This is a genomic window from Streptomyces sp. XM4193 (assembly GCF_023072595.1).
Classification (GTDB): Bacteria; Actinomycetota; Actinomycetes; order Streptomycetales; family Streptomycetaceae; genus Streptomyces.
This window is the reverse complement of the sequence record NZ_JALLGK010000007.1, coordinates 255,754-281,028: the sequence shown is the minus strand read 5'-3', so window position 1 is coordinate 281,028 and position 25,275 is coordinate 255,754. Positions and strand designations below refer to the sequence as shown.

The 25,275-nt window shown below is 72.6% G+C and carries 24 protein-coding genes and 1 tRNA gene; 14 read left to right on the top strand and 11 right to left on the bottom strand.

Going from position 1 to position 25,275, the window contains the following annotated elements:
- Positions 1-214: 214 nt before the first annotated feature.
- The 3 genes from MTQ01_RS19365 to MTQ01_RS19355 all read right to left on the bottom strand — a co-directional run bounded on the left by MTQ01_RS19365 (position 215) and on the right by MTQ01_RS19355 (position 1,404).
- Entirely contained in the window at positions 215-460 is a 246-nt protein-coding gene (locus MTQ01_RS19365) for a hypothetical protein (protein WP_247491923.1), read from the bottom strand.
- Positions 461-808: 348 nt separating this feature from the next.
- The gene (locus MTQ01_RS19360; RefSeq protein WP_247491922.1) at positions 809-1,186 is read right to left on the bottom strand and encodes a VOC family protein; all 378 of its coding nucleotides are present in this window, start codon (positions 1,184-1,186) and stop codon (positions 809-811) included.
- A gap of 144 nt (positions 1,187-1,330) precedes the next feature.
- Positions 1,331-1,404: transfer RNA gene (locus MTQ01_RS19355), tRNA-Pro, on the bottom strand.
- 275 nt (positions 1,405-1,679) lie between these two features.
- Here MTQ01_RS19355 and MTQ01_RS19350 point away from each other — a divergent pair.
- Together MTQ01_RS19350 and MTQ01_RS19345 are read left to right on the top strand one after the other, a co-directional pair.
- Positions 1,680-2,243 (top strand): hypothetical protein, encoded by a 564-nt coding sequence (locus tag MTQ01_RS19350; RefSeq protein WP_247491921.1) that lies wholly within the window; start codon positions 1,680-1,682, stop codon positions 2,241-2,243.
- A gap of 240 nt (positions 2,244-2,483) precedes the next feature.
- Positions 2,484-2,708 carry a CDGSH iron-sulfur domain-containing protein gene (locus tag MTQ01_RS19345; RefSeq protein ID WP_247491986.1) on the top strand — a complete coding sequence of 75 codons (225 nt, stop codon included), beginning with the start codon at positions 2,484-2,486 and terminating at the stop codon, positions 2,706-2,708.
- A 60-nt stretch (positions 2,709-2,768) separates the two neighbouring features.
- Here MTQ01_RS19345 and MTQ01_RS19340 read toward each other — a convergent pair whose 3' ends face one another.
- Both MTQ01_RS19340 and MTQ01_RS19335 read right to left on the bottom strand, forming a co-directional pair.
- Positions 2,769-3,809, bottom strand: coding sequence for an iron-containing redox enzyme family protein (locus MTQ01_RS19340; RefSeq protein WP_247491920.1), 1,041 nt, complete (start codon positions 3,807-3,809; stop codon positions 2,769-2,771).
- The gene (locus MTQ01_RS19335; protein ID WP_247491919.1) at positions 3,806-5,020 is read right to left on the bottom strand and encodes a glutamate--cysteine ligase; all 1,215 of its coding nucleotides are present in this window, start codon (positions 5,018-5,020) and stop codon (positions 3,806-3,808) included. Before MTQ01_RS19335 ends, MTQ01_RS19340 begins: the two co-directional genes overlap by 4 nt.
- A 457-nt stretch (positions 5,021-5,477) precedes the next feature.
- Here MTQ01_RS19335 and MTQ01_RS19330 point away from each other — a divergent pair, with 457 nt between their 5' ends.
- From MTQ01_RS19330 to MTQ01_RS19300, 7 genes are all read left to right on the top strand, one after another.
- Entirely contained in the window at positions 5,478-6,719 is a 1,242-nt protein-coding gene (locus MTQ01_RS19330) for a PP2C family protein-serine/threonine phosphatase (protein WP_247491918.1), read from the top strand.
- Positions 6,720-6,893: 174 nt separating this feature from the next.
- A complete protein-coding gene (locus tag MTQ01_RS19325) occupies positions 6,894-7,343 on the top strand; it encodes a VOC family protein (protein WP_247491917.1) in 450 nt (149 codons plus the stop codon).
- Positions 7,344-8,047: 704 nt separating this feature from the next.
- Positions 8,048-8,809, top strand: coding sequence for a DeoR/GlpR family DNA-binding transcription regulator (locus tag MTQ01_RS19320; RefSeq protein WP_211039924.1), 762 nt, complete (start codon positions 8,048-8,050; stop codon positions 8,807-8,809).
- Positions 8,810-9,093: 284 nt separating this feature from the next.
- On the top strand, positions 9,094-10,458 hold the full coding sequence (locus MTQ01_RS19315; protein ID WP_247491916.1) for a sugar ABC transporter substrate-binding protein: 1,365 nt from the start codon (positions 9,094-9,096) through the stop codon (positions 10,456-10,458).
- Positions 10,455-11,456 (top strand): carbohydrate ABC transporter permease, encoded by a 1,002-nt coding sequence (locus tag MTQ01_RS19310; RefSeq protein ID WP_247491915.1) that lies wholly within the window; start codon positions 10,455-10,457, stop codon positions 11,454-11,456. Before MTQ01_RS19315 ends, MTQ01_RS19310 begins: the two co-directional genes overlap by 4 nt.
- A complete protein-coding gene (locus MTQ01_RS19305) occupies positions 11,456-12,349 on the top strand; it encodes a carbohydrate ABC transporter permease (protein WP_247491914.1) in 894 nt (297 codons plus the stop codon). The genes MTQ01_RS19310 and MTQ01_RS19305 overlap by 1 nt, the downstream gene beginning before the upstream one ends.
- Positions 12,346-13,335 carry a zinc-dependent alcohol dehydrogenase family protein gene (locus MTQ01_RS19300; protein WP_247491912.1) on the top strand — a complete coding sequence of 330 codons (990 nt, stop codon included), beginning with the start codon at positions 12,346-12,348 and terminating at the stop codon, positions 13,333-13,335. Before MTQ01_RS19305 ends, MTQ01_RS19300 begins: the two co-directional genes overlap by 4 nt.
- 216 nt (positions 13,336-13,551) lie before the next feature.
- Here the strand turns inward: MTQ01_RS19300 and MTQ01_RS19295 are convergent, their stop codons facing one another.
- Positions 13,552-14,748: a thiolase family protein gene (locus MTQ01_RS19295; protein WP_247491910.1), complete on the bottom strand. Its 1,197-nt coding sequence runs from the start codon at positions 14,746-14,748 to the stop codon at positions 13,552-13,554.
- A 120-nt stretch (positions 14,749-14,868) separates the two neighbouring features.
- On the opposite strand from MTQ01_RS19295, the gene MTQ01_RS19290 reads away from it, so the two are divergent.
- The 4 genes from MTQ01_RS19290 to MTQ01_RS19275 all read left to right on the top strand — a co-directional run bounded on the left by MTQ01_RS19290 (position 14,869) and on the right by MTQ01_RS19275 (position 18,282).
- Positions 14,869-15,894, top strand: coding sequence for an NAD(P)-dependent oxidoreductase (locus MTQ01_RS19290; protein WP_247491908.1), 1,026 nt, complete (start codon positions 14,869-14,871; stop codon positions 15,892-15,894).
- 245 nt (positions 15,895-16,139) lie between these two features.
- The gene (locus tag MTQ01_RS19285; RefSeq protein ID WP_247491907.1) at positions 16,140-16,805 is read left to right on the top strand and encodes a glycosyltransferase family 2 protein; all 666 of its coding nucleotides are present in this window, start codon (positions 16,140-16,142) and stop codon (positions 16,803-16,805) included.
- Positions 16,802-17,587: a DUF2064 domain-containing protein gene (locus tag MTQ01_RS19280; RefSeq protein WP_247491906.1), complete on the top strand. Its 786-nt coding sequence runs from the start codon at positions 16,802-16,804 to the stop codon at positions 17,585-17,587. The genes MTQ01_RS19285 and MTQ01_RS19280 overlap by 4 nt, the downstream gene beginning before the upstream one ends.
- Entirely contained in the window at positions 17,584-18,282 is a 699-nt protein-coding gene (locus MTQ01_RS19275; RefSeq protein ID WP_247491905.1) for a bifunctional 2-polyprenyl-6-hydroxyphenol methylase/3-demethylubiquinol 3-O-methyltransferase UbiG, read from the top strand. The genes MTQ01_RS19280 and MTQ01_RS19275 overlap by 4 nt, the downstream gene beginning before the upstream one ends.
- A gap of 195 nt (positions 18,283-18,477) precedes the next feature.
- Here the strand turns inward: MTQ01_RS19275 and MTQ01_RS19270 are convergent, their stop codons facing one another.
- Together MTQ01_RS19270 and MTQ01_RS19265 are read right to left on the bottom strand one after the other, a co-directional pair.
- Positions 18,478-19,848: a hypothetical protein gene (locus tag MTQ01_RS19270; protein ID WP_247491904.1), complete on the bottom strand. Its 1,371-nt coding sequence runs from the start codon at positions 19,846-19,848 to the stop codon at positions 18,478-18,480.
- A gap of 87 nt (positions 19,849-19,935) precedes the next feature.
- On the bottom strand, positions 19,936-20,139 hold the full coding sequence (locus MTQ01_RS19265) for a hypothetical protein (RefSeq protein ID WP_247491903.1): 204 nt from the start codon (positions 20,137-20,139) through the stop codon (positions 19,936-19,938).
- Positions 20,140-20,361: 222 nt separating this feature from the next.
- Between MTQ01_RS19265 and MTQ01_RS19260 the strand changes: the two genes are divergently transcribed.
- Positions 20,362-21,420, top strand: coding sequence for an MsnO8 family LLM class oxidoreductase (locus MTQ01_RS19260; protein WP_247491902.1), 1,059 nt, complete (start codon positions 20,362-20,364; stop codon positions 21,418-21,420).
- Here MTQ01_RS19260 and MTQ01_RS19255 read toward each other — a convergent pair.
- The 3 genes from MTQ01_RS19255 to MTQ01_RS19245 form a co-directional block, all read right to left on the bottom strand.
- Positions 21,360-22,721, bottom strand: coding sequence for a carboxyl transferase domain-containing protein (locus MTQ01_RS19255; protein ID WP_247491901.1), 1,362 nt, complete (start codon positions 22,719-22,721; stop codon positions 21,360-21,362). The genes MTQ01_RS19260 and MTQ01_RS19255 overlap by 61 nt on opposite strands.
- Positions 22,718-24,169: an acyl-CoA synthetase gene (locus MTQ01_RS19250; protein ID WP_247491900.1), complete on the bottom strand. Its 1,452-nt coding sequence runs from the start codon at positions 24,167-24,169 to the stop codon at positions 22,718-22,720. Before MTQ01_RS19250 ends, MTQ01_RS19255 begins: the two co-directional genes overlap by 4 nt.
- Before the next feature lie 238 nt (positions 24,170-24,407).
- On the bottom strand, positions 24,408-25,178 hold the full coding sequence (locus MTQ01_RS19245) for a DUF4239 domain-containing protein (RefSeq protein WP_247491899.1): 771 nt from the start codon (positions 25,176-25,178) through the stop codon (positions 24,408-24,410).
- Between the last annotated feature and the right edge of the window lie 97 nt (positions 25,179-25,275).

Genomic DNA, 25,275 nt, shown 5'->3' with positions numbered 1-25,275 from the left:
AACCCGGCTCACCCTTCACCACATGTCACGTACGGGTGGGCGTCGGGGGCGAGGCTCCGGCCCCTTCTCGACGCTGTGGGAACATGCCGGGCACGCGGCGCCCACCCTGCGTTGCCCCGTGAGGCCGCTGCTCAGAGGGTCGACCGACCGTGGCAGTACACGGCTCGACCGCGCAACAGCGCGGCACGGGACGGCTGGCGGCTTGCGGAACTGTTCACCCCTCTTGTGAGGTGCCGCCCCGTTCGGGTGGAGCGGCCGGCGCCCACGCGTAGGGGCCGCCGCCCTGCCAGTCGAAGATGTCCGTGTCCTCGAAGGCGGTGGCGGCGGCGTTGAGCCCCGCCCCGTTCAGCAGGTCCATCACCTCGTAGAGGCTGCCGGCCCGCCCCAGTTCCTCGCCCGCGCACGTCACCCGGCGGCGCCCGTCGGAGTCCGGCGGGAACACGGTGACCAAAGTTGCCATGCGGACAGTCTGTGGCTGCGCCCGCCCGGCCGGTGTATGCCACACCGGGCAACGATCGCCCCCACCACTGCCCCCGCCGGCTATCCGAACCACGCGGCACCCCGGCGACAACCGACGGATGGCGGGGCCTCGTCCGCTGTGACAACTGCCCGTCATACGCCGGACCGAGAGCCGCCGAACGGCCCTGATCACCTCTCAACTCCAGCTGTGGAACCCGAGGCTCACCAAGCCCTCGCACACTCCCCGCCGTCGGGCTGGATGCGGCGCTGCGGCCCGCGGCCACCGCATCGATCGGCGTCCGCACAACTCACGACGGTCCGAGGTGTCTGCGCCACTTCGGGCTGCCGGTCAGTCCCGTACGAGACAGAACGGGTGGCCTGCCGGGTCCGCGAAGATGCGCCAACTCCGAGCGCCGTCACCCTCGTCGAGCAGTGTGGCGCCACGTTCGAGGACGTCCTGCTGGGCCTGATCCAGGTCCTCGACCCCCAGGTCGAGGTGGAACTGCTGGGGGCGAGCAGGGTCCAGCCACCTCGGCGGCTGATGGTCCTGCACGCGTTGGAAGGACAGCACAAACCCACTGTCGGTGTGGAGCGTCGCCCAGTCGTCGTCGACCGACCACCGCGGATCCGGCTGGTTCACCACACCGCCGAGAAGCGACTGGTAGAACCGGGACAGCTCGACGACATCCGCACAGTCCAGCACCACACACTGCAGCTTGGCGATCATGAAGGCCAGCGTAGGACACCCCTGCGCGCGCAGATCCCGATCGCGCTGCAGTCGGAGCGCCAGGAGCCGTGTGAACGACGGGGCAATGTCACTCACTCACGCCAGAAGCCCTCTGCGAAGATCGCAAAGGGCTTCTGATCACCGTCGGGACGGCGGGATTTGAACCCACGACCCCTTGACCCCCAGTCAAGTGCGCTACCAAACTGCGCCACGTCCCGGTGCTGCTCCGGTCCTGGGCTCTGCCCCTGACCGGCCGTGCACGAGAACAATACCTCACTTCCGGGGGTGCTCGCGCACAGCGTCGGGGCCGCTCAACAGCGGTACGGGCGGGGGTGCGGCAAGCAGAACGATCAAGAGCCGAACGTGGGTCGGGAGATGCTCTCCCGAGCCGGCGGTGAGGCGCCCGGAGCCTCGGAGAGCCTGCCAAGCGGCGGGAACCTCCGTCGAGAACATCGCCGGCGTGTGAATCCCGACAGCCCGGCAGGCCCTGGTGTTGATCGACACCTATGACCACCTGGGTGCGGATGCTCTGCACGCCTCGGTGCGCAGGGCGCTGCCCGGGATTGTCGAGCTGCTGGAGCAGGCACGCCGCGCGAACGTTTCCTTCGTCCACGTCAACGACGAGTTCGGCCGACGGCGTTCACACCACGGGGAGTTGATCGAGTGTGCGCAAGGCGGCCCCGAGGAGCCTGGCGGCACCCGTGCACCCGTCCGAGCGGCGGCGAGCCGGCGTGCACCCTGGATGGTCGCGCATACCCCGGCGTGCGATTTTCGCGGGGCCGGTGCGTGTGCACGTTCGCTGTGCGGCGTCACCGGACTGTCGCGGGTCGGGCTGTCCGGCCAACGGTCGCGAGGTAATGGTCCGCTCCGTGGCGGCGGCAGGGGCGCCCTGCCGTTTGACTTCATGGATGCGGGGGACCCGGGGCAGATGTCTCTGCTGCGACCGCCGGGTGGGTGTGCCAGGCAGACCGCCTCCGACCTGCTGGCCGACGTACCCGAGGCCGCGGAAGCGGCGGCCGGGGCGATGACCCTTGGACGCGCCGAGAACGGGTGGTGATCCGTGCCGACCAACCCCACCGAGGGCCAGGGGCAGAGCGCGCTGCCGCCTGCGGAGCCGAACGGGCCCGCGAGGTGTCCCGCAGGCTCCGACGTCCCTGCCGGGCAGCCCGTACCCGTCGATCGGCCCGCACCCGAGGAGCCGTCCGAGCCGCGGTCCGCGCCAGAGGAGCAGAACGGACCCGGGGCGCGGGACGTGCCTGCGGTGTGGGAGGTGTCCGGGGGGCCGCAGGCGGACCCGGTGCCGGTGTGTGCGTCCGAAGGCAGGCGGGTCCGCACCGAACCGGGAGGTCCGGCGTTGGTGGAGGGGCCGGTGGAGGTGCGCCTGCCGGACGGCGGCACTGCCCGCTCCGACCGTTTTCTGGTGGCGATCTGCATGTGCCGTAGGAGCGCCTGCTACCCCTGGTGCGACACCAGCCACCGTCGTCGGCAGCGACGAGCCGGCCCCGCCGCCGACGCGACCTGATCGGCGTGGGACCGGACCGGCGCCGCCCGGACGGGATTTCGGACCGGTGCCGGTTGCGGCTCAGTCGGCGGGAAGCGGTACGGGGAGGGAGCCGGGCAGCGGGACCCGCAGTGACGAACTGCCCTGCTCCCAGGCGTGGTTGAGATGGCGGGCGAAGTCGTCCTCGACCAGCTCGGCGGCGCGTATCCCGAACACCACGTCGGGAGCGAGCGCGGGCTCCTGGGTGAGGAGATCGTCGATCACCTCGTGCCGCATCACCTGTTCGTGGACGGCGTCGGCCTCGATGTGCTCGGCGTAGAAGTGCACACATGCCTTGTCGGCGCCGAAGCGCCGCAGTGCGTTGACCATCCGCCGGGCGCTCGGGGCGGTGGTGATCTCGGCGGCGGCGAAGTGGCCCACCAGCGCGCCGCGCAGCGACCGGTGCAGACCGAGGAGCGACATCAGGTTGACCCAGGCCAGGGTCGGCGCGGGTACGTGCGGCAGATAGCGCAGATAGCCGGGGTCGAGCCCCGCGCCCTCCAGGAGGTCGGTGTAGAGCCGGGAGTGTGCGCGCTCGGCGTGACCGCCGCCGAACTCGTCGTACTCCACTGCCACCAGTGCGGCCTTGGCCCGCCCCCGCAGACGGGGGATGACCCAGGCGTGCGGATCGGCCTCCTTGAGGTGGTAGACGGAGCGGTGCGCCAGGAACTCCTGCATCTGCCACCACTCACCGCGTCTGGCGAGGTGTCGGGACGGGCCGCCACCGCCGATCGGCTCCACGAGCAGTTCCTCCACCACGGCCGACACGTCGTCGCCCTCCGGCAGACGGGCCCGGAGCCCCGTCAGGAACACCGCCTCCACCTCGCCGCGGAAGCGCAGCAGCTCGGGGTCCCACTCCCACTGGTCCGGCACTCCGGGAAGGCCCTGGTAGTGCAGCTCGTAGCAGAGCAGCAGGGCCAGTTGAAGGTCGTCGCCGAACGGTTCGGCGCCGGCCGGGCTGGGCAGTGCGGTTGCGCCGACGCGGGGTTCGCCGGTCAGTGTCGAGAGCACTGCGGACGACAGCGGCCCACGGGCCGGCGGCAGCGCGGCCTTGGGCGGGGCGGGGTCGGTGAGGGTGGTCATGTGCGGTCTCCCTTCGGGTGCGGACGTCGTACGGGTGCGGTCCCCGCCGGGGCCGTGACCGCCGGCGCACCGGTCACGGGCCGGAGCAGCTCCCGGTTGAGCTGCGTCATCAGGGCCCGCCGCCCCCGGGCGCCGGCGCGCAGCTGCCGTTCCGCGCCCGTGCCGCGAGCCAGGAGCTCTTCGACCGCGCCGACAACCCACTTCTGGTCGCCGCTCACCCGCAGCGCCTGGTCGACCTCGGCGAGGAGGCGTTCCACCAGCTCCTGGGCGGGCACCGGGCGAGCCGCCCACGGGTCGACCCCCGCTCCCCGCAAGCCGTGCCGGGCGGCGGCCCACACCGCGGCGGCGGCCGTCTGGGCGCCGAAGTCGGCCGGCGGCCGTCCCTCCTGCGCGGCGATGTGCGCGGTGGTGACCAGGGCCCGGGCGAGCGCTGCCTGAAGTACGGCCTCGTCCACCGATGCCGCGGTGTCCGCGACACGGAACTCCACGGTCGGCCAGGCGGGGGAGGGCCGAACCAACCAGAAGCTCATCCGTTCGTCCACGAGGCATCCGTACGCAGCCAGGCGCGCGACCTCCTCCCGGTGGCCGGCGGCCGAGCCGAACAGCGGAGGGACGCCCGAGCCGGGCAGCCGCGCCTGTTCGAGCAGGCGCCAGGAGACGAAACCGGTGTCCCTGCCGAGGTGGTACGGAGAGTTCGCGGACAGCGCGAGCAGAGTCGGCAGCCACGGGCGCACCCGGTCCACGACCTGCACGGCCGTCTCCGTGTCCGGCACACCGACATGGATGTGGCAACCGCACACCTGGTAGTCGGCGACCACCTCGCGGTGAGCGGAGTGGATGCGCCGAAAGCGCGCACCCGCGCTCAACGGCACCCGGCCACCGGGGAACGGGGCGGTGGCGGAGGGAAGCAGTGCCGCTCCCGCACTCCGTGCGGCCTCCGCCAGGGCACGTCTGTTGTCCCACAGCTGCCCGGCTGCCTCGGCGATGTCCTCGCAGACGGCCGTGGTCGACTCCACCTGGCTGGTCAGCAGCTCCGGTTGGTAGCGGGCCGGGTCGCCGCCGGCCCGCCCCACCAACTCCAGCACCTCCGGCGCCTTCCCGCAGGGCCGACCGGTCTCCCGGTCCACCAGCAAGAACTCCTCCTCGACGCCGAGCGTCGGGCTTCCTGCCGTAACCGCTGCCGGGGCCGCGGCCGAGCCCGCGGTTGTCATTGCGCCGTCCTGTGCGGACCGGGACCGTGCGCCCAGCGCGGACCGGGGCCGTGTGGACCTCGGCCCCGGTACGGCACACCAGTGCTCGTGCTCGATGCGGTCATCGGACGCGTGCCTCCCTCGGTACCGGCTCTGCCGCGTGTTGGTGCGGGCTCGAGGCCGACGTCGCCGCTGCCGACGGCCCCGGGCCCGAGGCAGTGCGGCCTTCTGCGCACGCCGGGTGCCCGCCGGGAAGGCGGAAGAAACAGGAGAGTGCGAGGAGCGGCGGTTCCCACCCAACCCACCCGTGCTCGTCCACCGGGAGTCCCGCACGGGCGCGACCTGCTCCGCGCCCGTGCGGCTTCTCCGCGGAGTTGGGACGATGTACACGCCACGGAGTGCCTGCGGGCGTCGTGCGGCGACCCCACTCGTGACGTCGTCCGCGGGCCGCGGTTCCGTCTGAGGAGGTGGCGCGGGGATGAGCGGGACCTCGACGAGCATGGCGCGGTTGCTGGCGGCGGTGGAGGAGGCGCCGCCGGTCGACTCGGTGCTGGTGGTCGCCGGCCTGCTGGCCGAGCAGCTCCGGGCCACCGAAGTGTGCTTCCTGATCACCGACGTCGGGGGCAATGTGGCCTGGCGGCTGCCGGCGGCGTGGGCGAACAGGCACACGGACGGCAGCCCCGAGTCGTTGCGCGGAACCCTGTACGACGAGGTGATCCGTGCCCAGAGCCTGCGCGTCGTTCCCGAGGCCGTTGCGGGCGGCGGCGGGGAGATGAGTCGGGCGGTGGCCCCGGTGACCGCCCGCGGCGACTCCATCGGGGTGCTGGAGTTGCTGATGCCCGGCAGACCGAGCACCCAGGACGAGCTGTACATCGCGCAGGCCGCTCACGCGCTGGCGTACGTGGTGACGAGCAACCGCCGCTTCACCGACCTGTACGAGTGGGGCCGCCGCAGCGTGACCCCCACCCTGGCCGCCGAGATCCAGCAGAACCTCCTGCCTCCGGCGCTGACCGTGGAGGCGGGGCAGGCAACGGTCGCCGCCGCGCTGGAGCCGTCCGCCGAAGTCGCGGGAGACACCTACGACTTCAGCCTCGACGAGGGCACCCTGCACGTGGCCGTGACCGATGCCATGGGCCACAACGAGGACGCCGCCCTGCTCGCCACCCTGGTGACAGGCGCTCTGCGCCAGTCCCGCCGCTCCGGTGCCACCTTGGCCGAACAGGCCCGTGCCGCCCACCGGGCCCTCCTGGACCACAGGCCGGACGCCACCGCCACCGGACTGCTGCTGCGCGTCGACCTGACCACCGGCGGCGTGCGCATGGTCAACGCCGGCCATCCGTGGCCACTGCGCCTGCGCGACGGCAGGTCGCAGGAGATCGAGCCGGAGGTCGACCTCCCCTTCGGCTCTCCCTGGAGCGGCGAATACCGGACGCAGGTGGTCGATCTGGACCCCGGCGACCGGCTGCTGCTGTTCACGGACGGCGTGACCGAGCGCAACACCGAGGCTCTGGACCTGCCGGCTCTGCTGGAGCGGGACGCGCAGCTGCACCCCCGCGAGGCCGTCCGCTTCCTCGCCCGCGCGCTGCGGGAGGCGACCGGCGGCCACATCATCGACGACGCCACCGTCGTCTGCCTGGACTGGTACGGGCCCGGCTCCAGCCGCCGCGAGAGCAGCAGCGGCGCCGAACAGGGGCATGCGCCGGGCGCACTCGGCACCTGAACGAGGTCCGCGCAAAGGCGCGAGAGCTCGCCGGCGTCCGCGCCGCCGCCCGGCGTCCCACCCCCACGTCGCGTAGGCCCGCGCGCGACCGCGCGCGCAGGTCAACCGGCGGGTGCGACGGGGCGGTTCGGCGCCTGCCGGGTTCCTCCTTGTCTGCTCAGTAGCATGCCGAGCATGGCCATCAGACTTGAGAACGTCGGTATCGCCGTTCGCGACATCGAAGCCGCGATCTCCTTCTTCACCGACCTCGGTCTCGAGGTCGCCGGTCGGGACACGATCAGCGGCGAATGGGCCGACACCGCCGTCGGACTCGACGGCAATCACGCGAAGATCGCGATGCTTCGCACTCCAGACGGCCAGGGGTTTCTGGAGCTCTTCGAGTACATCCATCCGGAAGCCGTCGAGACGGAGCCCACTCGGCCGCACGAGATCGGTATGCACCGCGTCGCCTTCTCCGTCGACGACATCGACGCGGCGCTCGAGGTCGCCGCGGGGCACGGGTGCCACCCGCTTCGAGGGGTGGCGAACTACGAGGACGTGTACCGGCTCGCGTATGTCCGCGGACCCAGCGGAATCATCGTGATGCTCGCGCAGAACCTCGCGCAGAACCTCGGGCGGAGCTGACCGTTCGCTGCCCGCCTGCCCGCCTGCCCGCCTGCCCGCCTGCCCGCCTGCCCGCCTGCCCGCCTGCCCGCCTGAGGTCCTGGGGCCTGTACGGCCGGGACTCCGCTCGTGCGGCGGGGTGCGGGTGTGTACCGGGGCGGAAGGGCGGCGGGCCAACTCCGGTTCAGAGGGCTCTGGTTCGGGCATGTCGGAACGGTGGACGTCGAGCGTTCTCGAATCGTTGCCTGTGTCGGGGCCGGTTCGCGGAGTCGCTGGGCGTCGCTCGGGGAGTGCCGGTGTGCGTCTCGTGCCCGGGCGGGCGGTTCGGTGCCCGACTCGCGGGCAGGGAACGGGCGGGTTCGGATGGCTGAACGGGCGCTCCGTCGATTGACCGTCGCTTCGGGAGACCCTTGCCGGCGCTGGGTGGTCGCGCTTTCCGGCATTACTTGCTCGTACGGAAACGGGCAGACTCGGGCATGATCGATCTCACTGTGTGTCTGGTGACGCCCGTCACTGCACGGTAAAACTCTGTGGCAAGGAGCCCGAACGGGCACGAACGGTCGAACGCGGCCCGTGCGTGCCCCACCCGGCGACCGGCCGTACCGCGCACAGCGCCGGACAGCGGCGGTCGCGGGCCGGTTGGGCGGTCGGACGGCATCAGTGCGCGGACCGGCCGGACGACCGGCGGGCGCAACGAAAGTCGCGAAGAAATACCGAGGTGGCCGGTGAGCGCGGAGGACAGACAGCGGGCGATCGTTGCCGCTGCACGCAGCGCCGGCTCAGTGGACGTCGGCGAGCTGGCGACCGAGCTGGGCGTCGCGAAGGAGACGGTCCGCCGCGATCTGCGGCTGCTGGAGGACCACGGGCTGGTGCGCCGTACCCACGGCGGCGCCTACCCGGTCGAGAGTGCGGGATTCGAGACGACCCTCGCCTTCCGCACCACCATGAACGTCCCGGAGAAACGCCGGATCGCCAGCGCCGCGGCGGGACTTCTGGGCGACGCGGAGACGGTCTACATCGACGAGGGGTACACGCCCCAGCTGATCGCCGAGGAACTGCCCGTCGGGCGACCGCTGACCATCGTGACGACCTCGCTGGCGACGGCGGGCGTGCTCGCCGAGCGCGAGGAGTGCACCGTGCTGCTGCTCGGCGGCCGGGTGCGCGGCGGCACCTTGGCCACGGTCGAGCACTGGGCGGTGCGGATGCTCTCCGGCTTCGTCATCGACCTCGCCTTCCTCGGGGCCAACGGCATCTCCCGCGAGCTGGGCCTGACCACTCCGGACCCGGCCGTGGGCGAGGTCAAGGCCCAGGCGATCAAGGTCTCCCGGCGCCGGGTCCTGGTCGGGATGCACACCAAGTTCGCCGCGGTGAGCTTCGCGAGGTTCGCGGAGGTCTCCGACTTCGAGGCGATCGTCACCAGCAGCGGCCTTTCGACCGCCGAGGCGCAGCGCTACTCCCTGCTGGGCCCGCAGGTCATTCGGGTCTGAGCCGACCGGACTGTCCGGGCCGCACCACCCCTCCGCGGCCCGGGGCGTCCGACCGGCGAGCGCCCGGGCACTTCGTGCCGCAGATCCGGTGCGCCGGCACCCCACGCGCCGGCGACGTCCGCGCCGGACACCGCACCACCCGTACGAGAAGGCGTACCCGCAACCCCCCATACCGCAATTCCACGATGGCGACCCATCCGGACGAGACGGGTCGTCGGTCCGACTCCCCAGCCGGCAGACGGCGTTGTTCCGTCTGCCTGAGAGAAATGTGAACGGAGCTCTCGATGCGCAGTCAGAGCCGACATCGCAACCGCGCAGCACTCGCCCTCCTGACCGCCGGTGGGCTTGTGGTCGTCAGCGGCTGTGCGGGCGCGGGAGACCTGTTGGGCGGTGGTGGTGACACGATCAACGTGCTGATGGTCAACAACCCGCAGATGACCGACCTGCAGAAACTCACCGCCAAGCACTTCACGAAGAAGACCGGCATCAAGGTGCAGTTCACCGTGCTGCCGGAGAACGACGTGCGGGACAAGATCGGGCAGGACTTCGCCAACCAGGCCGGCCAGTACGACGTCGCGACGATCAGCAACTACGAGACGCCGATCTACGCCCGCAACGGCTGGCTGCACGAGCTGGACCCGTATCTGGGCAAGGACAAGAAGTACGACGAGAAGGACGTCCTGGACCCGATGCGCCAGTCCCTCACGGGGGACGACGGCAAGATGTACGCGCAGCCGTTCTACGGCGAGTCCTCGTTCCTGATGTACCGCAAGGACATCTTCGACAAGGCCGGGCTCGAAATGCCGGACAAGCCCACCTGGAAGCAGGTCGCCGACCTCGCTGCGGAGGTGGACGGCGAACAGAAGGGCATGAAGGGCATCTGCCTGCGCGGACTGCCCGGTTGGGGCGAGCTGACCGCGCCGCTGACAACGGTGGTCAACACCTTCGGCGGCACCTGGTTCGACGAGAACTGGGAGGCGCAGCTGACCTCGCCGGAGTTCACCAGGGCGACCGAGTTCTACGTCGACCTGCTGCGCAAGCACGGCCAGGCCGGCGCCGCGCAGTCCGGCTACGCCGAGTGCCTCAACAACATGACGCAGGGCAAGAGCGCGATGTGGTACGACGCGACCGCCGGCGCCGGTTCGCTGGAGGACGGCAAGTCCCCGGTCAAGGGCAAGATCGGCTACGTTCCCGCGCCGGTGGAGAAGACCGAGAGCTCGGGCTGGCTCTACACCTGGGCCTGGGCCATGCAGAAGGCGTCGAACAACAGCGACAAGGCGTGGAAGTTCATCTCCTGGGCGTCCAGCAAGGAGTACGAGGAGCTGGTCGGCAAGGAGCGCGGCTGGGCCAACGTACCGGCCGGCAAGCGTGCTTCGACGTATCAGAACGAGGAGTACAAGAAGGCCGCGGACGGGTTCTCCGAGGTGACCTTCCAGGCCATCAACCAGGCCAAACCGCGTGAGCCCGGAGTCCAGAAGCGTCCCGCCCCCGGCATCCAGTTCGTCGGAATCCCGGAGTTCACGGATCTGGGCACCAAGGTCTCGCAGGAGATCAGCGCGGCCATAGCCGGCCGGCAGTCCGTCGCCAGTGCGCTGAAGAAGTCGCAGGAGCTGGCCGACAAGGTGGGCAAGGAGTACCAGAACCGATGACAGCCACATCCACCTCCACCGAGGCCACCGCCGAGGCACCGAAGTCGCCTCCGGGCGGCGGGAGTTCGGGACGCGGACGCAAGAACGCCGAAAGCGGGGGAGCCCGCCGGCTCAGCCGCTGGTCGACCAGGGCACCGCTGCTGCCCGCGCTGGTCTTCCTGATCGTGATGACCCAGCTGCCGTTCGTGGCGACGCTGGTCATCTCGCTCTTCGACTGGAACTCGCTCTACCCCGACGCCCGCGAATTCAGCGGACTCGGCAACTACGGCACGGTGCTGAGCGACGAGGCCATGCGCGGCTCCGTCCTCAACACGGTGCTGCTGACCGCCACCGTCGTCATCGTCTCGCTGGCGCTCGGTCTGGCCATCGCGCTGCTGCTGGACCGCAAGTTCCGCGGCCGGGGCCTGGTCCGCACGATGATGATCGCGCCCTTCCTGATCGTCCCGGTCGCCGCGGCGCTGCTGTGGAAGCACGTGCTGTACAACCCGGAGTACGGCCTGTTCAACGGCGCCATCAACTGGCTGGCCTCGCTGGTCGGGGTCGAGGACCCGGTGCAGCCCGACTGGGTCTCGGAGATGCCGCTGGTGGCGGTGCAGGCCTCGCTGATCTGGCAGTGGACGCCGTTCATGATGCTGATCCTGCTGGCCGGCCTCCAGAGCCGACCGCTGGACGTCATCGAGGCGGCCCGCATCGACGGCGCGAGCAACTGGCAGATCTTCCGCTACATCACGCTGCCGCATCTGCGCCGCTACCTGGAGCTCGGCGGACTGCTCGGCTCCATCTACGTCGTGCAGAACTTCGACGCCGTCTACACCATCACCCGCGGTGGCCTGGACACCGCGAACCTGCCCTACACCATCTACGAGACCTTCTACCAGGCGCACGAGTACGGACTGGCCTCCGCGGCGGGCGTACTGGTCGTCATCGGTTCGATCATCCTCGCCACCTTCGCGCTGCGAGTGGTTTCGTCCCTGTTCAGTGAGGAGGCGTCCCGGTGATGAGTACCGCGACAGTCACCCGTACACCTCGCGGCGCGGACAAGGTCCGCCCCGATCCCCGGACCCGCTCGCAGCGTCGGCGCAACGCGGCGCTCGGCCTGCTGGCCTGGGCCGTGGCCCTGATGTTCTTCCTGCCCGTGGCGTGGATGGTGCTGACCTCCTTCCACGCCGAGTCGGACGCCGCGACCAACCCGCCCTCGCTGATGGCCCCGTTGACCCTGGACAGCTACCGGGAGTTCTTCGGTGCGGGCGGCGGTGCCAGCCCCTGGCCGCCGCTGCTGAACTCGGTCGGCGCCTCGCTCATCTCCACCGCCCTGGTGCTGCTGCTGGCCATTCCGGCGGCGTACGCGCTGGCGATCCGTCCGGTGGAGAAGTGGCGCGACGTCCTGTTCTTCTTCCTGTCCACCAAGATGCTGCCGGTGGTCGCCGGTCTGCTGCCGATCTACCTCTTCGCCCGCAACGCCGGGATGCTGGACAACATCTGGCTGCTCATCCTGCTCTACACCTCGATGAACCTGCCGATCGCGGTGTGGATGACGCACTCCTTCCTCGCGGAGGTGCCGGTGTCGCTGATCGAGGCCGCGCAGCTGGACGGTGCGAAGCTGTCGACGATCCTGCTCCGAGTCATCGCGCCCATCGCCGGGCCGGGCATCGCGGCGACGGCGCTGATCTGCTTCATCTTCAGCTGGAACGAGATGCTGTTCGCGCGGGTGCTGACCGGTGTCACCGCCCAGACCGCGCCGGCCTTCCTGACGATGTTCATCACCAGCCAGGGGCTCTTCCTCGCACAGCTGTGCGCAGCCTCGTTCATCATCTCCCTGCCGGTGCTCGCCGCGGGGTTCGCCGCCCAGGACAAGCTGGTCCAGGGCCTGTCGCTTGGAGCCGTGAAATGAAAGCCGCCCTCATCGAAGCCCCCGGCGTCGTCACCGTCACCGAGGTGCCCGACCCGACGCCCGGTCCGCGAGAGGTGGTCGTCAAGGTCGCCTCCTGCGGGCTGTGCGGGACGGATCTGCACATCATGGAGGGCGAGTTCGCGCCGACCCTGCCGGTCGTACCGGGCCACGAGTTCGCCGGCGAGGTCGCGGCGATCGGCACCGGGGTGACCGAGGTCGCGGTCGGCGACCGGGTCGCGGTGGACCCCTCGCTGTACTGCCACGAGTGCCGCTACTGCCGTGAGGGCCACAACAACCTCTGCGACCGCTGGAACGCCATCGGCGTGACCACCGCGGGCGGGGCCGCCGAGTACGCGGTCGCACCGGTGGCCAACTGCGTGCGCCTGCCCGACCACGTCGGCCTCCAGGACGCCGCACTGATCGAGCCGCTGTCCTGCGCGGTGCGCGGCTACGACATCCTCTCGGCCAAGATGGCCTCCAAGGTGCTGATCTACGGATCGGGAACCATGGGCCTGATGATGCTGGAGCTGGCCAAGCGCACCGGCGCGGCCTCGGTCGAGATGGTCGACATCAACGCCGAACGCCTCGCCACCGCCGAGAAGTTGGGATGCAGCGCGAGCGCGACCAACGCCGACGAGCTGGACCGGCCCACCGGCTGGGACATCGTCATCGACGCCACCGGCAACGCCAAGGCCATCCAGGACGGTCTCGGCCGAGTGGCGAAGGCGGGCACCTTCCTCCAGTTCGGTGTCTCCGACTACGCCACGACCGCCACCATCGAGCCGTACAAGATCTACAACCAGGAGATCACCATCACCGGCTCGATGGCGGTCCTGCACAGCTACGAGCGGGCGGCCGAGCTGTTCGCGACCGGGGTCATCGACCCGAAGGTGTTCATCAGCGACCGCATTCCGCTGGCCGAGTACCCGCGTGCGATCGACCAGTTCAAGGCCGGTATCGGCCGCAAGGTGCTGGTGGTGCCCTGAACCACCGCCGCCCGGCCGTACGGCGGGCAGTGAGCAGGTGAACGGGGAGCGGGCCCCGGTCGGCACATGTCGACCGGGGCCCGCTCTCGCTCCGCGCCGGCCCGGCCCGGCGTTCCGCGACGGTCGAGCCCTCGTCCCGCCCCGGCCGCCGTCGGTCCGCCCCGGCCGCCCCCGCGCCCGTGCGCCGGGCCGTTTCGCCGGGCTCCGGGGGCGGGTTCAGCGTTCCAGCACGAGGGCCTGGCCCTGGCCCACGCCGATGCACAGGGCGGCCAGTCCGGTGCCCGAGCCGGCCGCGGCGAGCTGGTGCGCGACCGCGCCCGCGATGCGCGCGCCCGAGGCACCCAGCGGGTGGCCGAGAGCCAGCGCGCCGCCGCGCGGGTTGACCGACTCCGGGTCCAGTTCGGGCCATTCGGCGAGGCAGCCCAGCACCTGCGCGGCGAACGCCTCGTTCAGCTCCACGGTGGTCAGCGCGGCAAAATCGGTCCCCGCCCGGGCCAGCGCCCGCCGTACGGCCTCCACCGGGCCGAGCCCGAAGAGCTGCGGCTCGATCCCGGTGGTGGCCGAGGCACGGATACGGGCCAGCGGCTCGCGCCCGGTGGCGGCGAGCCCGTCCTCGTCGGTCAGCAGCAGCGCCGCCGCGCCGTCGTTGAGCGGTGAGGAGTTGCCCGCGGTGACGGTGCCGTTCTCCTGACGGAAGACCGGCTTCAGCTTGCCCAGCGCCTGCGGGGTGCTGCCGTCCCGCACGCTCTCGTCGCGCGGCAGCTCCACTCCCGGCACCGCCACCGTCTCCGCGTCGTACAGTCCCTCCTGCCACGCCCGTACGGCCTTGCGGTGGCTGGCGGCGGCGTACTCGTCCTGCTGCTCACGGGTGATCGCGTGGCGGTCGGCGACGAGTTCGGCACCCTCGCCCAGGGAGACGGTCCACTGCGGGGGCATCGCCGGGTTGGTCATCCGCCAGCCCAGCGTGGTGGAGTGCATCTGCGGGGCGGCGGCGGGGAACGCCCGCTCGGGCTTGGGCACCACCCACGGGGCGCGGCTCATCGACTCCACTCCGCCCGCGACCACCACGGACGCGTCGCCGCAGGCCACCGTACGGGCCGCCTGGAGCACGGCCTCCATCCCGGAGGCGCACAGCCGGTTGACCGTCACTCCGGGAACGGAGACGGGCAGCCCCGCGAGCAGCACCGCCATCCGTCCGACGTTGCGGTTCTCCTCGCCGGCGCCGTTGGCGTTGCCGAACACCACATCGTCGATCCGGGCCGGGTCCAGGTCGGGAGTCCGGTCCACCAGTGCCCGCAGCACATGTGCGGCCAGATCGTCGGGCCGCACCCCGGACAGCGCGCCGCCGTACTTGCCCACCGGCGTGCGGACGGCGTCGACTACATAGACATCGCGAAGACGGTCGTTGGTCATGGAACCGGATCGTGTCAGCAGCAGGAGGAGTTGACCAGACGCCCGGGTCGGGAACGCACCGGCCGCGGGCGCACCCGCGCGCTTCCCGGCGCAACGGGCGTGCGGTCCTAGCGTGGAGCGATGGACGTACTGGTCACCGGAGGAGCGGGCTTCATCGGCTCGCACATCGTCAACGCACTGCGGGAGGCGGGCCATCGCACCGTCGTACTGGATCTGCGGCCCTCGCCGCCGGACGCGCGCGCCGACCGCGAGGTGAGCGGGGACGTGCGCGATCCGGACACCGTCCGCAGGGCGCTGGACGGCGTCGACGCCGTCTGCCACCAGGCCGCGAAGGTGGGGTTGGGCAAGGGGCTTTCGGACGCCGCGGACTATGTGTCGACCAACGACCTGGGCACCGCCGTACTGCTGGAGCGGATGGCGGACGGGCCGCAGCGCCCGCTGGTGCTCGCCGGGTCGATGGTGGTCTACGGGGAGGGGCGCTACGAATGCGCCGAGCACGGAGTGCAGCGTCCCGGCCCGCGTCCCGAACAGTCCCTGCGCCAGGGGTGGTTCGAACCGGCCTGTCCGCGCTGCTCGGCGCCGCTGTGTCCCGGACTGGTCGGCGAGGACGCACCGGTGGACCCGCGCAACGTGTACGCCACCACCAAGCTCGCCCAGGAGCATCTGGCCGCCGCCTGGGCGCGCGCCACCGGCGGCGGCGCGATCAGCCTGCGGTACCACAACGTCTACGGCCCCCGGATGCCCCGGGACACCCCGTACGCCGGTGTGGCCTCCTTCTTCCGGTCGGCGCTGGCCCGCGGCGAGGCGCCCCGGGTCTTCGAGGACGGCGGCCAGCGCCGGGACTTCGTCCACGTCGCGGACGTCGCCCGCGCCAATGTCGCCGCCCTGGAGGAGCTGGCGGCCGGTGGCGCAGGCGGGCTGCGCGCGTACAACGCGGGCAGCGGCGATCCGCACACCGTGGGCGAGATGGCGACCGCGCTCGCCGACGCCCACGGCGGCCCCGCCCCGGTGGTGACCGGCGAGTACCGGCTCGGCGACGTCCGGCACATCACGGCGGACTCCGCCAGATTGCGCCGGGAACTGGGCTGGCGGCCCGAAGTGGGCTTCCGCGAGGGCATGGAGGGCTTCGCTGCGGCGCGTCACTGACAGTGGCGACGGTCCGCCGCGCACCCGTGGCTCCGGGCCGGTGGCGCGCGGACCTGCGTGCAGACCCGCCCGCCACCGCAGCCCCGGGCGGACCCTGAGCGGATCCGGGCGGCCCCGGCGAGGTGCACCGGAGGTCCGACCGGGCGGCACTGGTGCCGCCGGGAGGCGCTGTGCGGGCGGCCCGTCCGCGTTTCGTACGTCCTTACGCCCTGATTATGGCGTTGTGTCCTCGTACTCTGAGGGAGATGAACACCACGCCAACACCCCGAGGAAATCTGGTGCTGCCGTGCTTGGACGAGGCGGCGGCGCTGCCCTGGGTCCTGGCGCGGGTGCCGGTCGACTGGCAGGCGATCGTCGTCGACAACGGTTCGACCGACGGTTCCGCGCGGATCGCCGCCGAGCTGGGCGCCACTGTCGTGCACGAGTCCAGACGCGGTTTCGGCGCGGCCTGCCACGCCGGGCTGCTGGCGGCCAAGGCCGATCTGGTCGCGTTCTGCGACTGCGACGGTTCGCTCGACCCGGGTGAGGTGACCCGTGTCGCCGAACCGGTCGCCGCGGGCCGAGCCGACCTCGTGCTCGCCCGGCGCAGGCCCACCGGGCGCGGCGCGTGGCCGGTGCACGCCCGCGCCGGGAACCTGGCGCTCTCCCGCATGGTCCGACGGCGCACCGGCGTACGGCTGCACGATCTGGGCCCGCTGCGCGCCGCCCGCCGGCTCGAACTGCTGGAGCTGGGACTCAACGACAGACGCAGCGGCTACCCGCTGGAGATGGTCGTCCGCGCCGCCGACCGGGGCTGGCGGATCAGCGAGACCGCCGTGGCCTACCGGCCGCGCACCGGCCGTTCGAAGGTCACCGGGACCTGGCGCGGCACGTACCACGCGGTGCGCGACATGCGGGCGGTGCTGCGATGACCACCCCCGCGCCGCACCGCCGCACCGCCCCCGCTCCGCACACCGCGGGCCGGGACCTGACGGTCCTGGTCATCGCCAAGGAACCGGTCCCGGGCCGGGTGAAGACCCGCCTCACCCCGTGCTTCACCGCGGAACAGGCCGCGCTGCTCGCAGGCGCCGCCCTGGCCGACACCCTGGCAACCGTGCGCGCACTGCCGTGCACCCACCGCATCGTGGCACTCCAGGGGCAGCCCGGCCCGTGGCTGCCGGACGGCTTCGAGGTGGTGCCGCAGGGCACGGGCGGACTCGACGAACGCATCGAGCGCGCCTTCGCCCGCTGCGTGGGGCCGACCCTGCTGCTGGGCATGGACACCCCGCAACTGCACGCCGGGCACCTCGCCCCGCTGCTGGCCGCGGACGCCTGGGAGAGCTGCGACGCCTGGTACGGGCCGGCCACCGACGGCGGGTTCTGGGCGTTGGCCCTGCGCGAGCCGCGCCCCGGACTGGTGCGCGGCGTACCGATGTCGCGGCCGGACACGGGCGCGCTCCAGCGGTCGCGACTGACCGGGCAGGGGCTGCGCGTCGCGGACCTGCCGGCGCTCACCGACGTCGACACCGCGGCCGACGCGGCCGACGTCGCACCGCTGTGCTCGGGCGAGTTCGCCGCCGTGCACCGCGCACTGCTCGCCGACCGTCCCGGCGCCGAGCCTCCCGCCGCGTCCGGCGCCGAGCGGCCCACCGCCCGTTCCCTCCGGGCCGAAGCCCCGTACCCAGCCGCCGAGACCACCTCGGAGACCCGATGACCGCCACCTCGCCGCAGCAGCCGGGCGACGAACTCTCCTGGCGCACCGACCCCTACTCCGACGCCCTGCGCGAGGGCCGGGGCCCGCTGTATCTGCGCCGCAGCGACGGCTGGCTGCTGCCGCTGGAGGTCGAGCGCTGGTGCGGGGGTGCGGACGCCGCCGACATGACGGTCCTGCGGCGCTGCCGCGGATCGGTGGTCGACCTGGGCTGCGGGCCCGGCCGGCTGGTCGCCGCGCTCGCCGCGCTCGGCCATCCCGCGCTCGGCATCGACGCCTCACCGGCCGCCGTGCACAAGGCCAGACGCCGTGGAGGCGCCGCGCTGTGCCGTTCCGTCTTCGACCCGCTGCCGGCCGAAGGCGGTTGGGGCAGCGCGATCCTGCTCGACGGGAACATCGGTATCGGCGGTGATCCCGAGATGCTGCTCGGGCGGGTGCGCGACATCCTCGCGCCCGAGGGCACCCTGCTGGCCGAGGCGGCCCCCACCGAGGTCGAGGAGCGCGTCGAGGTGCGTCTGGACGACGGCAACGGCGGCAGCGGTCCGGTTTTCCCGTGGGCCCGCATCGGCGTACCGGCGCTGCGCAAGCGTGCGCTCGCGGCGGGCTGGGAGGTGCTGGAGGAGTGGTCCAGCCGGGAGCGCTACTTCTTCAACCTGCGGCCGATCGACGCCGCCAGGGGCGCCGTCGAGCCCGGGTAGACACCGCGCAGCCGTCCGGGAGTCCGCACCGTAGGGGCTCCCGGCCGCCGCCCGCCGCACGGCGGCCGGGACCACCGGAGCCCCGGAGCCCTGCCGCGCCCGGCTCGGCCCTCGCGTCCGACGGGGCGCATTGCCACGCACGGACGGCGCTCTGCGACGGGGCACCCGGGCGCGAGGCGCTCGCCGCCCGGTGTCTCACCAACCGGTGAACAGCAGGTGGTTGACCGCGAGGGCGAGCGCCGCCTGCGCCGCGAGCCACCAGCGGTGGTCGCGGAGCGGCAGCAGCGCCGCCGCCGGCAGCAGCCACAGCGCGAACGGCAGCCAGATCCGTTCGGTCTCCGCCTTGCTCATGCCGGAGAGGTCGGCCGCCAGCACGGTGCACAGTGCTCCGAGGAGCAGCACCACCAGCGGAAGCGCCCTGCGCCGGGAGCGCCTCGTCGCGGCCCGCCGCAGTCCTGCGACCGTTGCCAGCCCGATGACGACGACCTGCGCGGCGAGGTTGGCCCACACGTAGTACCCGTACGGTCGTACCCTCGCGGCGCCCTGGTAGTACCGCTCGACCAGGGTGAAGTACCCCTCGAACCACCAGAACTCGGCCAGCGCGAACGCCACCACCACCGGGAGCGCACCGAGCACCACCCAGCCGACGGGCCGCAGCGTACGGGCGATCCACAGCACCGCGGCGACCAGCAGCGCCAACAGGACCAGCCCGTAGGAGAGATGGAGCACCCAGCCGAAGAGCAGTCCCGACCCGAGCGCCGCCCACCGCGGGTGCCGGACGGTACGGGTCGCGGCGAGCGCGAGCAGCGCGACCGCCCAGGCCGCCACCGCGGTGAAGTAGCCGTCGGCCGAGACGCCGATCCACACCGCGGCGGGTGCCAGCACGAGGAACGGCGCGGCGCGCCGGGCCAGTTGCTCCCCGTCCAGCGCCTCCGGGCCGGACGGCGGCCGGTGGTTGCCGAGCGTCCGGAGGGTGACAAGGACGGCCGCGGTCGCCGTCGCGCCGAGGGTGATGCACCAGACCCCGCCCCAGGCGCCGCCACCGAGCCCGATGCGGTCCAGCCAGACGAAGGTGAGCAGCGCGCCCGGCGGATGGCCGGCCACGTGCGGGGGCCAGTTGTCCGGAGCGTCCATCAGGATGCGTGAGGTGAACTCCCGCAGCATCGCCGGGATGTCGTCGACCTCCCCGACGGACTGGAGGTACTCGTAGCTCGTCGTCAGGCGCCGGGCGACGCCGCGGTGCCAGCCGTCGACGAGCGCCAGCGACCAGATCCACGCCATCGACCCCAGCCAGCTCGCCCACAGCAACGCACGCCAGCTCAGCCGCCGTGCGACGGTCGGACCGCAGACGACGACGAGCGCGGCGACGATCAGCGCGGCGGGTGTGCCGGGGCCCCAGTGGGGGTCGGCGTAGGCGTACAGCGGCGGCCAGTGCAGCCGCAGTGTTCCGTGGTCGTTCTCCAGCGCGTGGCCGACGAGCGCGGCGACGACGAACAGCAGTACGGCTCCGGTGGCCGCCAGCAGATCGGCGGCCACCGCGCGGCGGCGGTGGGGAGCGGGCTTCACCCGCCCACGGTAGGACCGGAGTGCCGTTCGGTCCGGGAGCTCGGGCCGCCGGGGCTGTCGGCGGCGATCCGTGCGGTGCGTACGGCCTCAGCCGCGGACCCGGTCGGACGCCATTCCGACCCCCAGCGCCGCCGCCAGCAGCAGCACCGCTGCCGGCACCTCGTGTCCCTCGACGAACGGCAGGCGGTGGGCGAGAGGCAGCAGATCGAACCAGCCGACGAAATGGTGCACCAGCAGCCCGGCGCCCTGCAGGAAGAGCACGAACGCGAGGAACTCCAGGATCTTCTTCATGGGCCCGAACGGTAGTCAGCGGCGAGGGGCGCGGCGTCGGCGGAAGGTCGCGGCCGACGGTCGACTTTCGTCGCGCGCCGCACGTACCCGCCGGGCACCTCCCCGCACCACGCACGTCCCCGCCACGGTGGGCCGATGACCGGCGGGGCCGGGGGAGACCGTACGTCGGCGCCCGGCCGCGCCCGGGGAATGAGGGACGCCGGTTCCGGCGTTGTGCCGGACATGACTGGGACGGACGCACGGGGCCCGCGGCCCGGGTACGCCTCTTCGCGGGGCCTGGCCTCGGCACGGCTGTCGGTGCTGGACCGTTCGCTGGTGCGGGCGGGCAGGGCGCCGGGGGAGGCGGTGCGCGGGACCGTGGCCTTCGCCCGGGAGATCGAGGCACTGGGGTACCACCGCTTCTGGGTCTCCGAGCACCACGGGGTGCCGGGAGTGGCGGGCTCCGCTCCGACGGTGCTGGCGGCCGCGGTCGCGGGGGCGACCTCGCGCATCCGGGTCGGCACCGCCGGGGTGATGCTCCCCAACCACCAACCCCTGGTGGTCGCCGAGCAGTTCGGCGTGCTGGAGGCGCTCCATCCTGGGCGGGTGGACATGGGCCTGGGGCGCTCGGTCGGCTTCACCGCCGAGGTGCGACGAGCGCTGCGCACCGACCGCGCCGCCGCCGAGGAGTTCGAGCCCGCGGTGGTGGAGCTGCTCGGCTACTTCGACGGCGTCCATCCGGTCCCCGCGCTGCCCGCCGAGGGGGCGCAGGTGCCGGCGTTCGTGCTGGCGACGGGCGCCGGAGCGCAGATCGCGGGGCGGCTGGGGCTGCCCGTGGTCGTCGGAGGGCCCGACCGGGAGGCGGTCCTGGCGGCGGTGGAGCGGTACCGCGCCGCCTTCGTTCCGTCCTCCCGGGCCGCGGAGCCGTTCGTGGTGGTCGCGGTGAACGCCGCGGTCGGCGCGACCGAGCGCGAGGCCGCGCTGTTGCAGGTCCCGGAGGCGTGGGCGATGACGGAGTCCCGCGTACGCGGCGTCTTCCCTCCGCTGCTGCCGCCCGCGCAGGTGCTGGAGCAGCCGCGCGGCGAGCGCGCGGAGCGGTACTTCCGGCAGGCCCGAAGCGGTCAGGTGCACGGCACCGCGGAGCAGGTGGCCGAGGAGCTGGACGCTCTGGTGCGGGCCGCCGGCGCCGACGAGCTGATGCTCACGCTCAACACCCACGATCCGGCCGACCGCCTGGACTCCTATCGGCGGTTGGCAGCGCTCACCACTCCTCTGGCCACGCCCAGCTCCACCAGGTCCTGAGGACGCAGCCGCAGCCGGTCGGCGAGCCCGGGCACTTCCTGCGGCGGCAGCTTGAGGATCGCGGCGGCCGACTCGGGGGCGATGACGGAGAAGTAACTGTCGGGCGTCACCCAGGTGTTGCCGGGTGCCGCGAGTGCCAGCGCGCCGCCGGAGCCGCCCTCGCCCACCACCAGCGTGGTCAGCGGCACGCTCGCCTCGGCGACGGCGGCGAAGCAGTCCGCGATGGCTGCGCCCGCGCCCAGCCGCTCCGCCTCCGCGTCGTTGGCGGCGCCGGGGGTGTCGACGAGGGTGAGCACGGGCAGCCGCAGCCGGTCGGCCAGTCGCAGAAGCCGCGCGGCCGTGCGGAAACCGGCCGGGGTGTTGGCGGTGCCGCACTGTGCGGCGTAGGCGACCGTACGGCCGTCGTGGCGGCCGAAGCCGCAGCGCATACCGGGGTCGACGCCGCCGCTGCGGTCGCCGCTGATCTCCACCCGGTCGGTGAGGTGGGCGTCCAGATACGCCTCGGCGCGCGGCCGGTGCGCAGCGCGGGCGCCGGCGACCGCCTGCCACCCGTCCGCGGGCAGCGCCTGCCCTCCCAGCGCGGCGGGCGGTGGCACCGGTGCCGGCTCGGTGAGGGCCCGGTCGCGGCCCGCCGGGCCGAGCAGCGAGAGCCACCGGCCCAGCACGTCGGGAAGCTCCTCCTGCGGGACAATCCGGTCCAGCTGCCCGGCCAGATGCCGGCTCTCGGCGAGGTAGGCGAGCGGATCGGCGTCCGCCGGGCGCACTCGGCTGCCGGCGAAGGCGACCTGGGCGCCCGGCAGAGCCAGCGTCACGTCCGAACCCGCGCCGAGCGTCGCCCAGCCGCCGCCGGTGGCCGGCTCGCGCAGCACCGCGAGCTGCGCCAGGCCGGCGGCCCTGGTGCGGGCCGACTCGGCCGCCACGAGCTGGAGTTGGCCGAGCGCCCGCATACCCTCCTGCATACGGCTCCCGCCGGTCGCGATCAGCGAGACCAGCGGGAGTCGTTCGGCTCTGGCCGCCCGGTGCGCGGCGGCGAGCCGCTGGCCGGTGCGCTCGCCGAGCGAGCCGCCGAGCCAGCCGAACTCGAAGGCGATCAGCACGGTCCGGACTCCGCCCACGGTGGCGACACCGCACAGGACGGATTCGCTCTCGCCGGTGCGCTCGGCGGCACGTGCGCGCGCGGCGTCGTAGCCGGGCCAGCCGAGCGGTCCGTCGGCGGACTGGGGCAGGTGGTCGACGGGCAGCTCGGTGAACTGCTCGGTCAGCGAGCCCACCAGCTCCCGCGCGCCCGTACGTCGGCTCACCGCAGCTCCCGCTTGAGCACCTTGCCCATGTCGTTGCGCGGCAGGCTGTCCAGCAGACGCACCTCGCGGGGCCGCTTGTGCGGCGAGAGCGCACCCGCGACCAGCTCCACCAACTCGGTCGCGGAGACCGGGCTCCCGGGGTCCCGGGGCACCACCCAGGCGATGATCCGCTCGCCCAGGTCCGGGTCCGGTTCGCCGGTGACGGCCGCCTCGGCCACCCCGGGGTGCTGGAGCAGCACGTTCTCGATCTCACCGGCGCCGATCTTGAAACCGCCGCTCTTGATCAGGTCCGTGGAGCCGCGGCCGACGATCCGGTAGAAGCCCTCCGCGGTCCGGGTCGCCATGTCGCCGGTGCGGAACCAGCCGCCCGCGAAGGCGGCGTCGGTCGCCTCGGGACGTCCCAGGTACTCGGTGAACAACTGCGGGCCGCGCACCTGGATCTCACCGATCGTCACCCCGTCCGACGCCTCGATGCGCTGCCCCTCCTCGTCCACCAGCCGTACGTCGACGCTGGGCAGCGGCACCCCCACACTGCCCGGCAGATAGGGGCCGCGGGCGTGGACGCTGGTGTTCATCAGGGTCTCGGTCATCCCGTAGCGCTCCACCACGTGCCGTCCGGTCGCCGCGGTGATCCGCTCGTGGTCCGCCACCGGCAGCGCGGCCGAGCCGGACACCAGCAGGCGCGCCCCGCGCAGCGCGCGCACCAGCGTCGGCTCGCTGTCGAGCGATTCGGCGATGCGGTGGTACATGGTCGGTACGCCGAAGAGCATCGTGCCGCCGCCGTCCAGCCCGGCGGACACGGCCTCGGTCGAGAAGCGACCCAGGTGGTGCACGGTGCCGCCGCGCCGCAGCGGGCCCAGTACGCCGAGGATCAGCCCGTGCACGTGGAACAGCGGCAGGGCGTGGACCAGAGTGTCGTCCTGCGTCCACTCCCACACCTCGGCGAGGTCGTCCAGGGAGGCCGCAATCGCCTCCTGGGACAGCACCACGCCCTTGGGTGCACCGGTCGTCCCCGAGGTGTACACGATCAGCGCGGGCGTGGCGGAGGCGGCGGCAGCGCCGAACTCGCGGTGCGAGACCGCCTCTTCGGGACTCACGTGCACCTGCACGTCGATCCGGGAGAGCTCGGCGAGCGGCGCCGGCAGCTCGTCGTCGGCGGCTGCCAGGACCAGCCCCGGCGCACTGTCGTTGACGATGTGCGCCAGCTCCTGCTCGCCGGAGCGGGGGTTGATCGGCACGACGGGGACCCCGGCCAGCAGCGAGGCCACCACCGCGACGACCGTCTCCAGCGACGGGGTGGCCCAGACCGCGACCCGCGCCGGATGGGTGAGGCTGCCGGCCAGAGTCCGCGCGGCGGCGGCGAGTTCGGAGTAGTCCAGTGCCCGGTCCCCGACGCGCACGGCGGTCCTGGCTGGCTCGGTCTCCAGAGTGGGCAGCAGGTGTGACACCTGGACTCCTTCGCTGGTGGTCAGTGTCGCGATGGCTGTGCGTCACGATCTCATCAGCGAGTGCCCGGCGGGGGCAAGGGCCGTCCGAAGCCGGTCGGTCCCGCCCACGACTGCCCGGTACGCGCGGTCGGGCTGCGCGTACCGCGGGCGCCTCCGCCTCCGGCCGCGTCGGCCCCGTGCGGCGGCGGTCTCCAGCGCGGGGCCGGTCTCCCGTGCCGCGTCGGTCTCCAGCGTCGCGTCAGCCTCCGGTCACGTCGGGGAAGAGGGTGTGGAACGCCTCGGCCGGATCTGCCAGGCCCCGCGCGTACGGCTCGTCGAAGACCCAGATGAGGAAGAGCAGAAACGCGATGAGCGCGCTGAAGAGGCCGGCGAGCACCAACTCCCGCGCGGAGCGGCGGATCTGCAACGCGAAGACCATGCCCACGGTCGCCACCGCCCCGACCACCAGACCGAACCAGACCACCGCGGGCAGGGTGGGTTCGATGCTCTGTCCGCGGCCGATCCGGGCCTGTTCGGCCGCGGTGATCTGGTCGACCATGCCCTGGTAGGCATGGGACTGGAGCGTGGTGCGCGGCTCGAAGCCGCTGACGTGGGAACGCACGGCCGCGATCAACTCGTCGCCCCGCTCGGTCAGTTCGCCGTCCTCCACCATCCGGGACCATTCGGTGCCCACGACGTGTTCGACGTACCGGTCCACGTCGCGGCGGATGTCCTCGCGCACCTGTGCCGGGTAGACCTCCGAGCGTGCGCCGACCTCGTGCAGCGCCTGAGCCTCCCGCACGACGAGGTCCTCCGCCGCGTTGCGCTCCTCCCAGACGCCGGCGATGGCCAGTCCGAGCACGATCGCGTAGACGACGCCGATCATCATGGTGATGTACTCGATGACGTCCGGGGTCTGTGAGGTGTCCTCCTCGGCGTCGCCCAGCCTGCGTTGACGCAGCAGCGCCACGCTCAGTACGACCGCGCACGAGGCGGCCATGGCCAGCGCGAGGACAAGCCACTCGGACACGGGGGCTCCTTGTCGGCAGGGGGGAGTGCACCGGCGTCGGGGGTGCCGAGGCCGGCGCGGGACGGCGAAGCGGGCGATAGGTGTGCGGTGCGTGGGC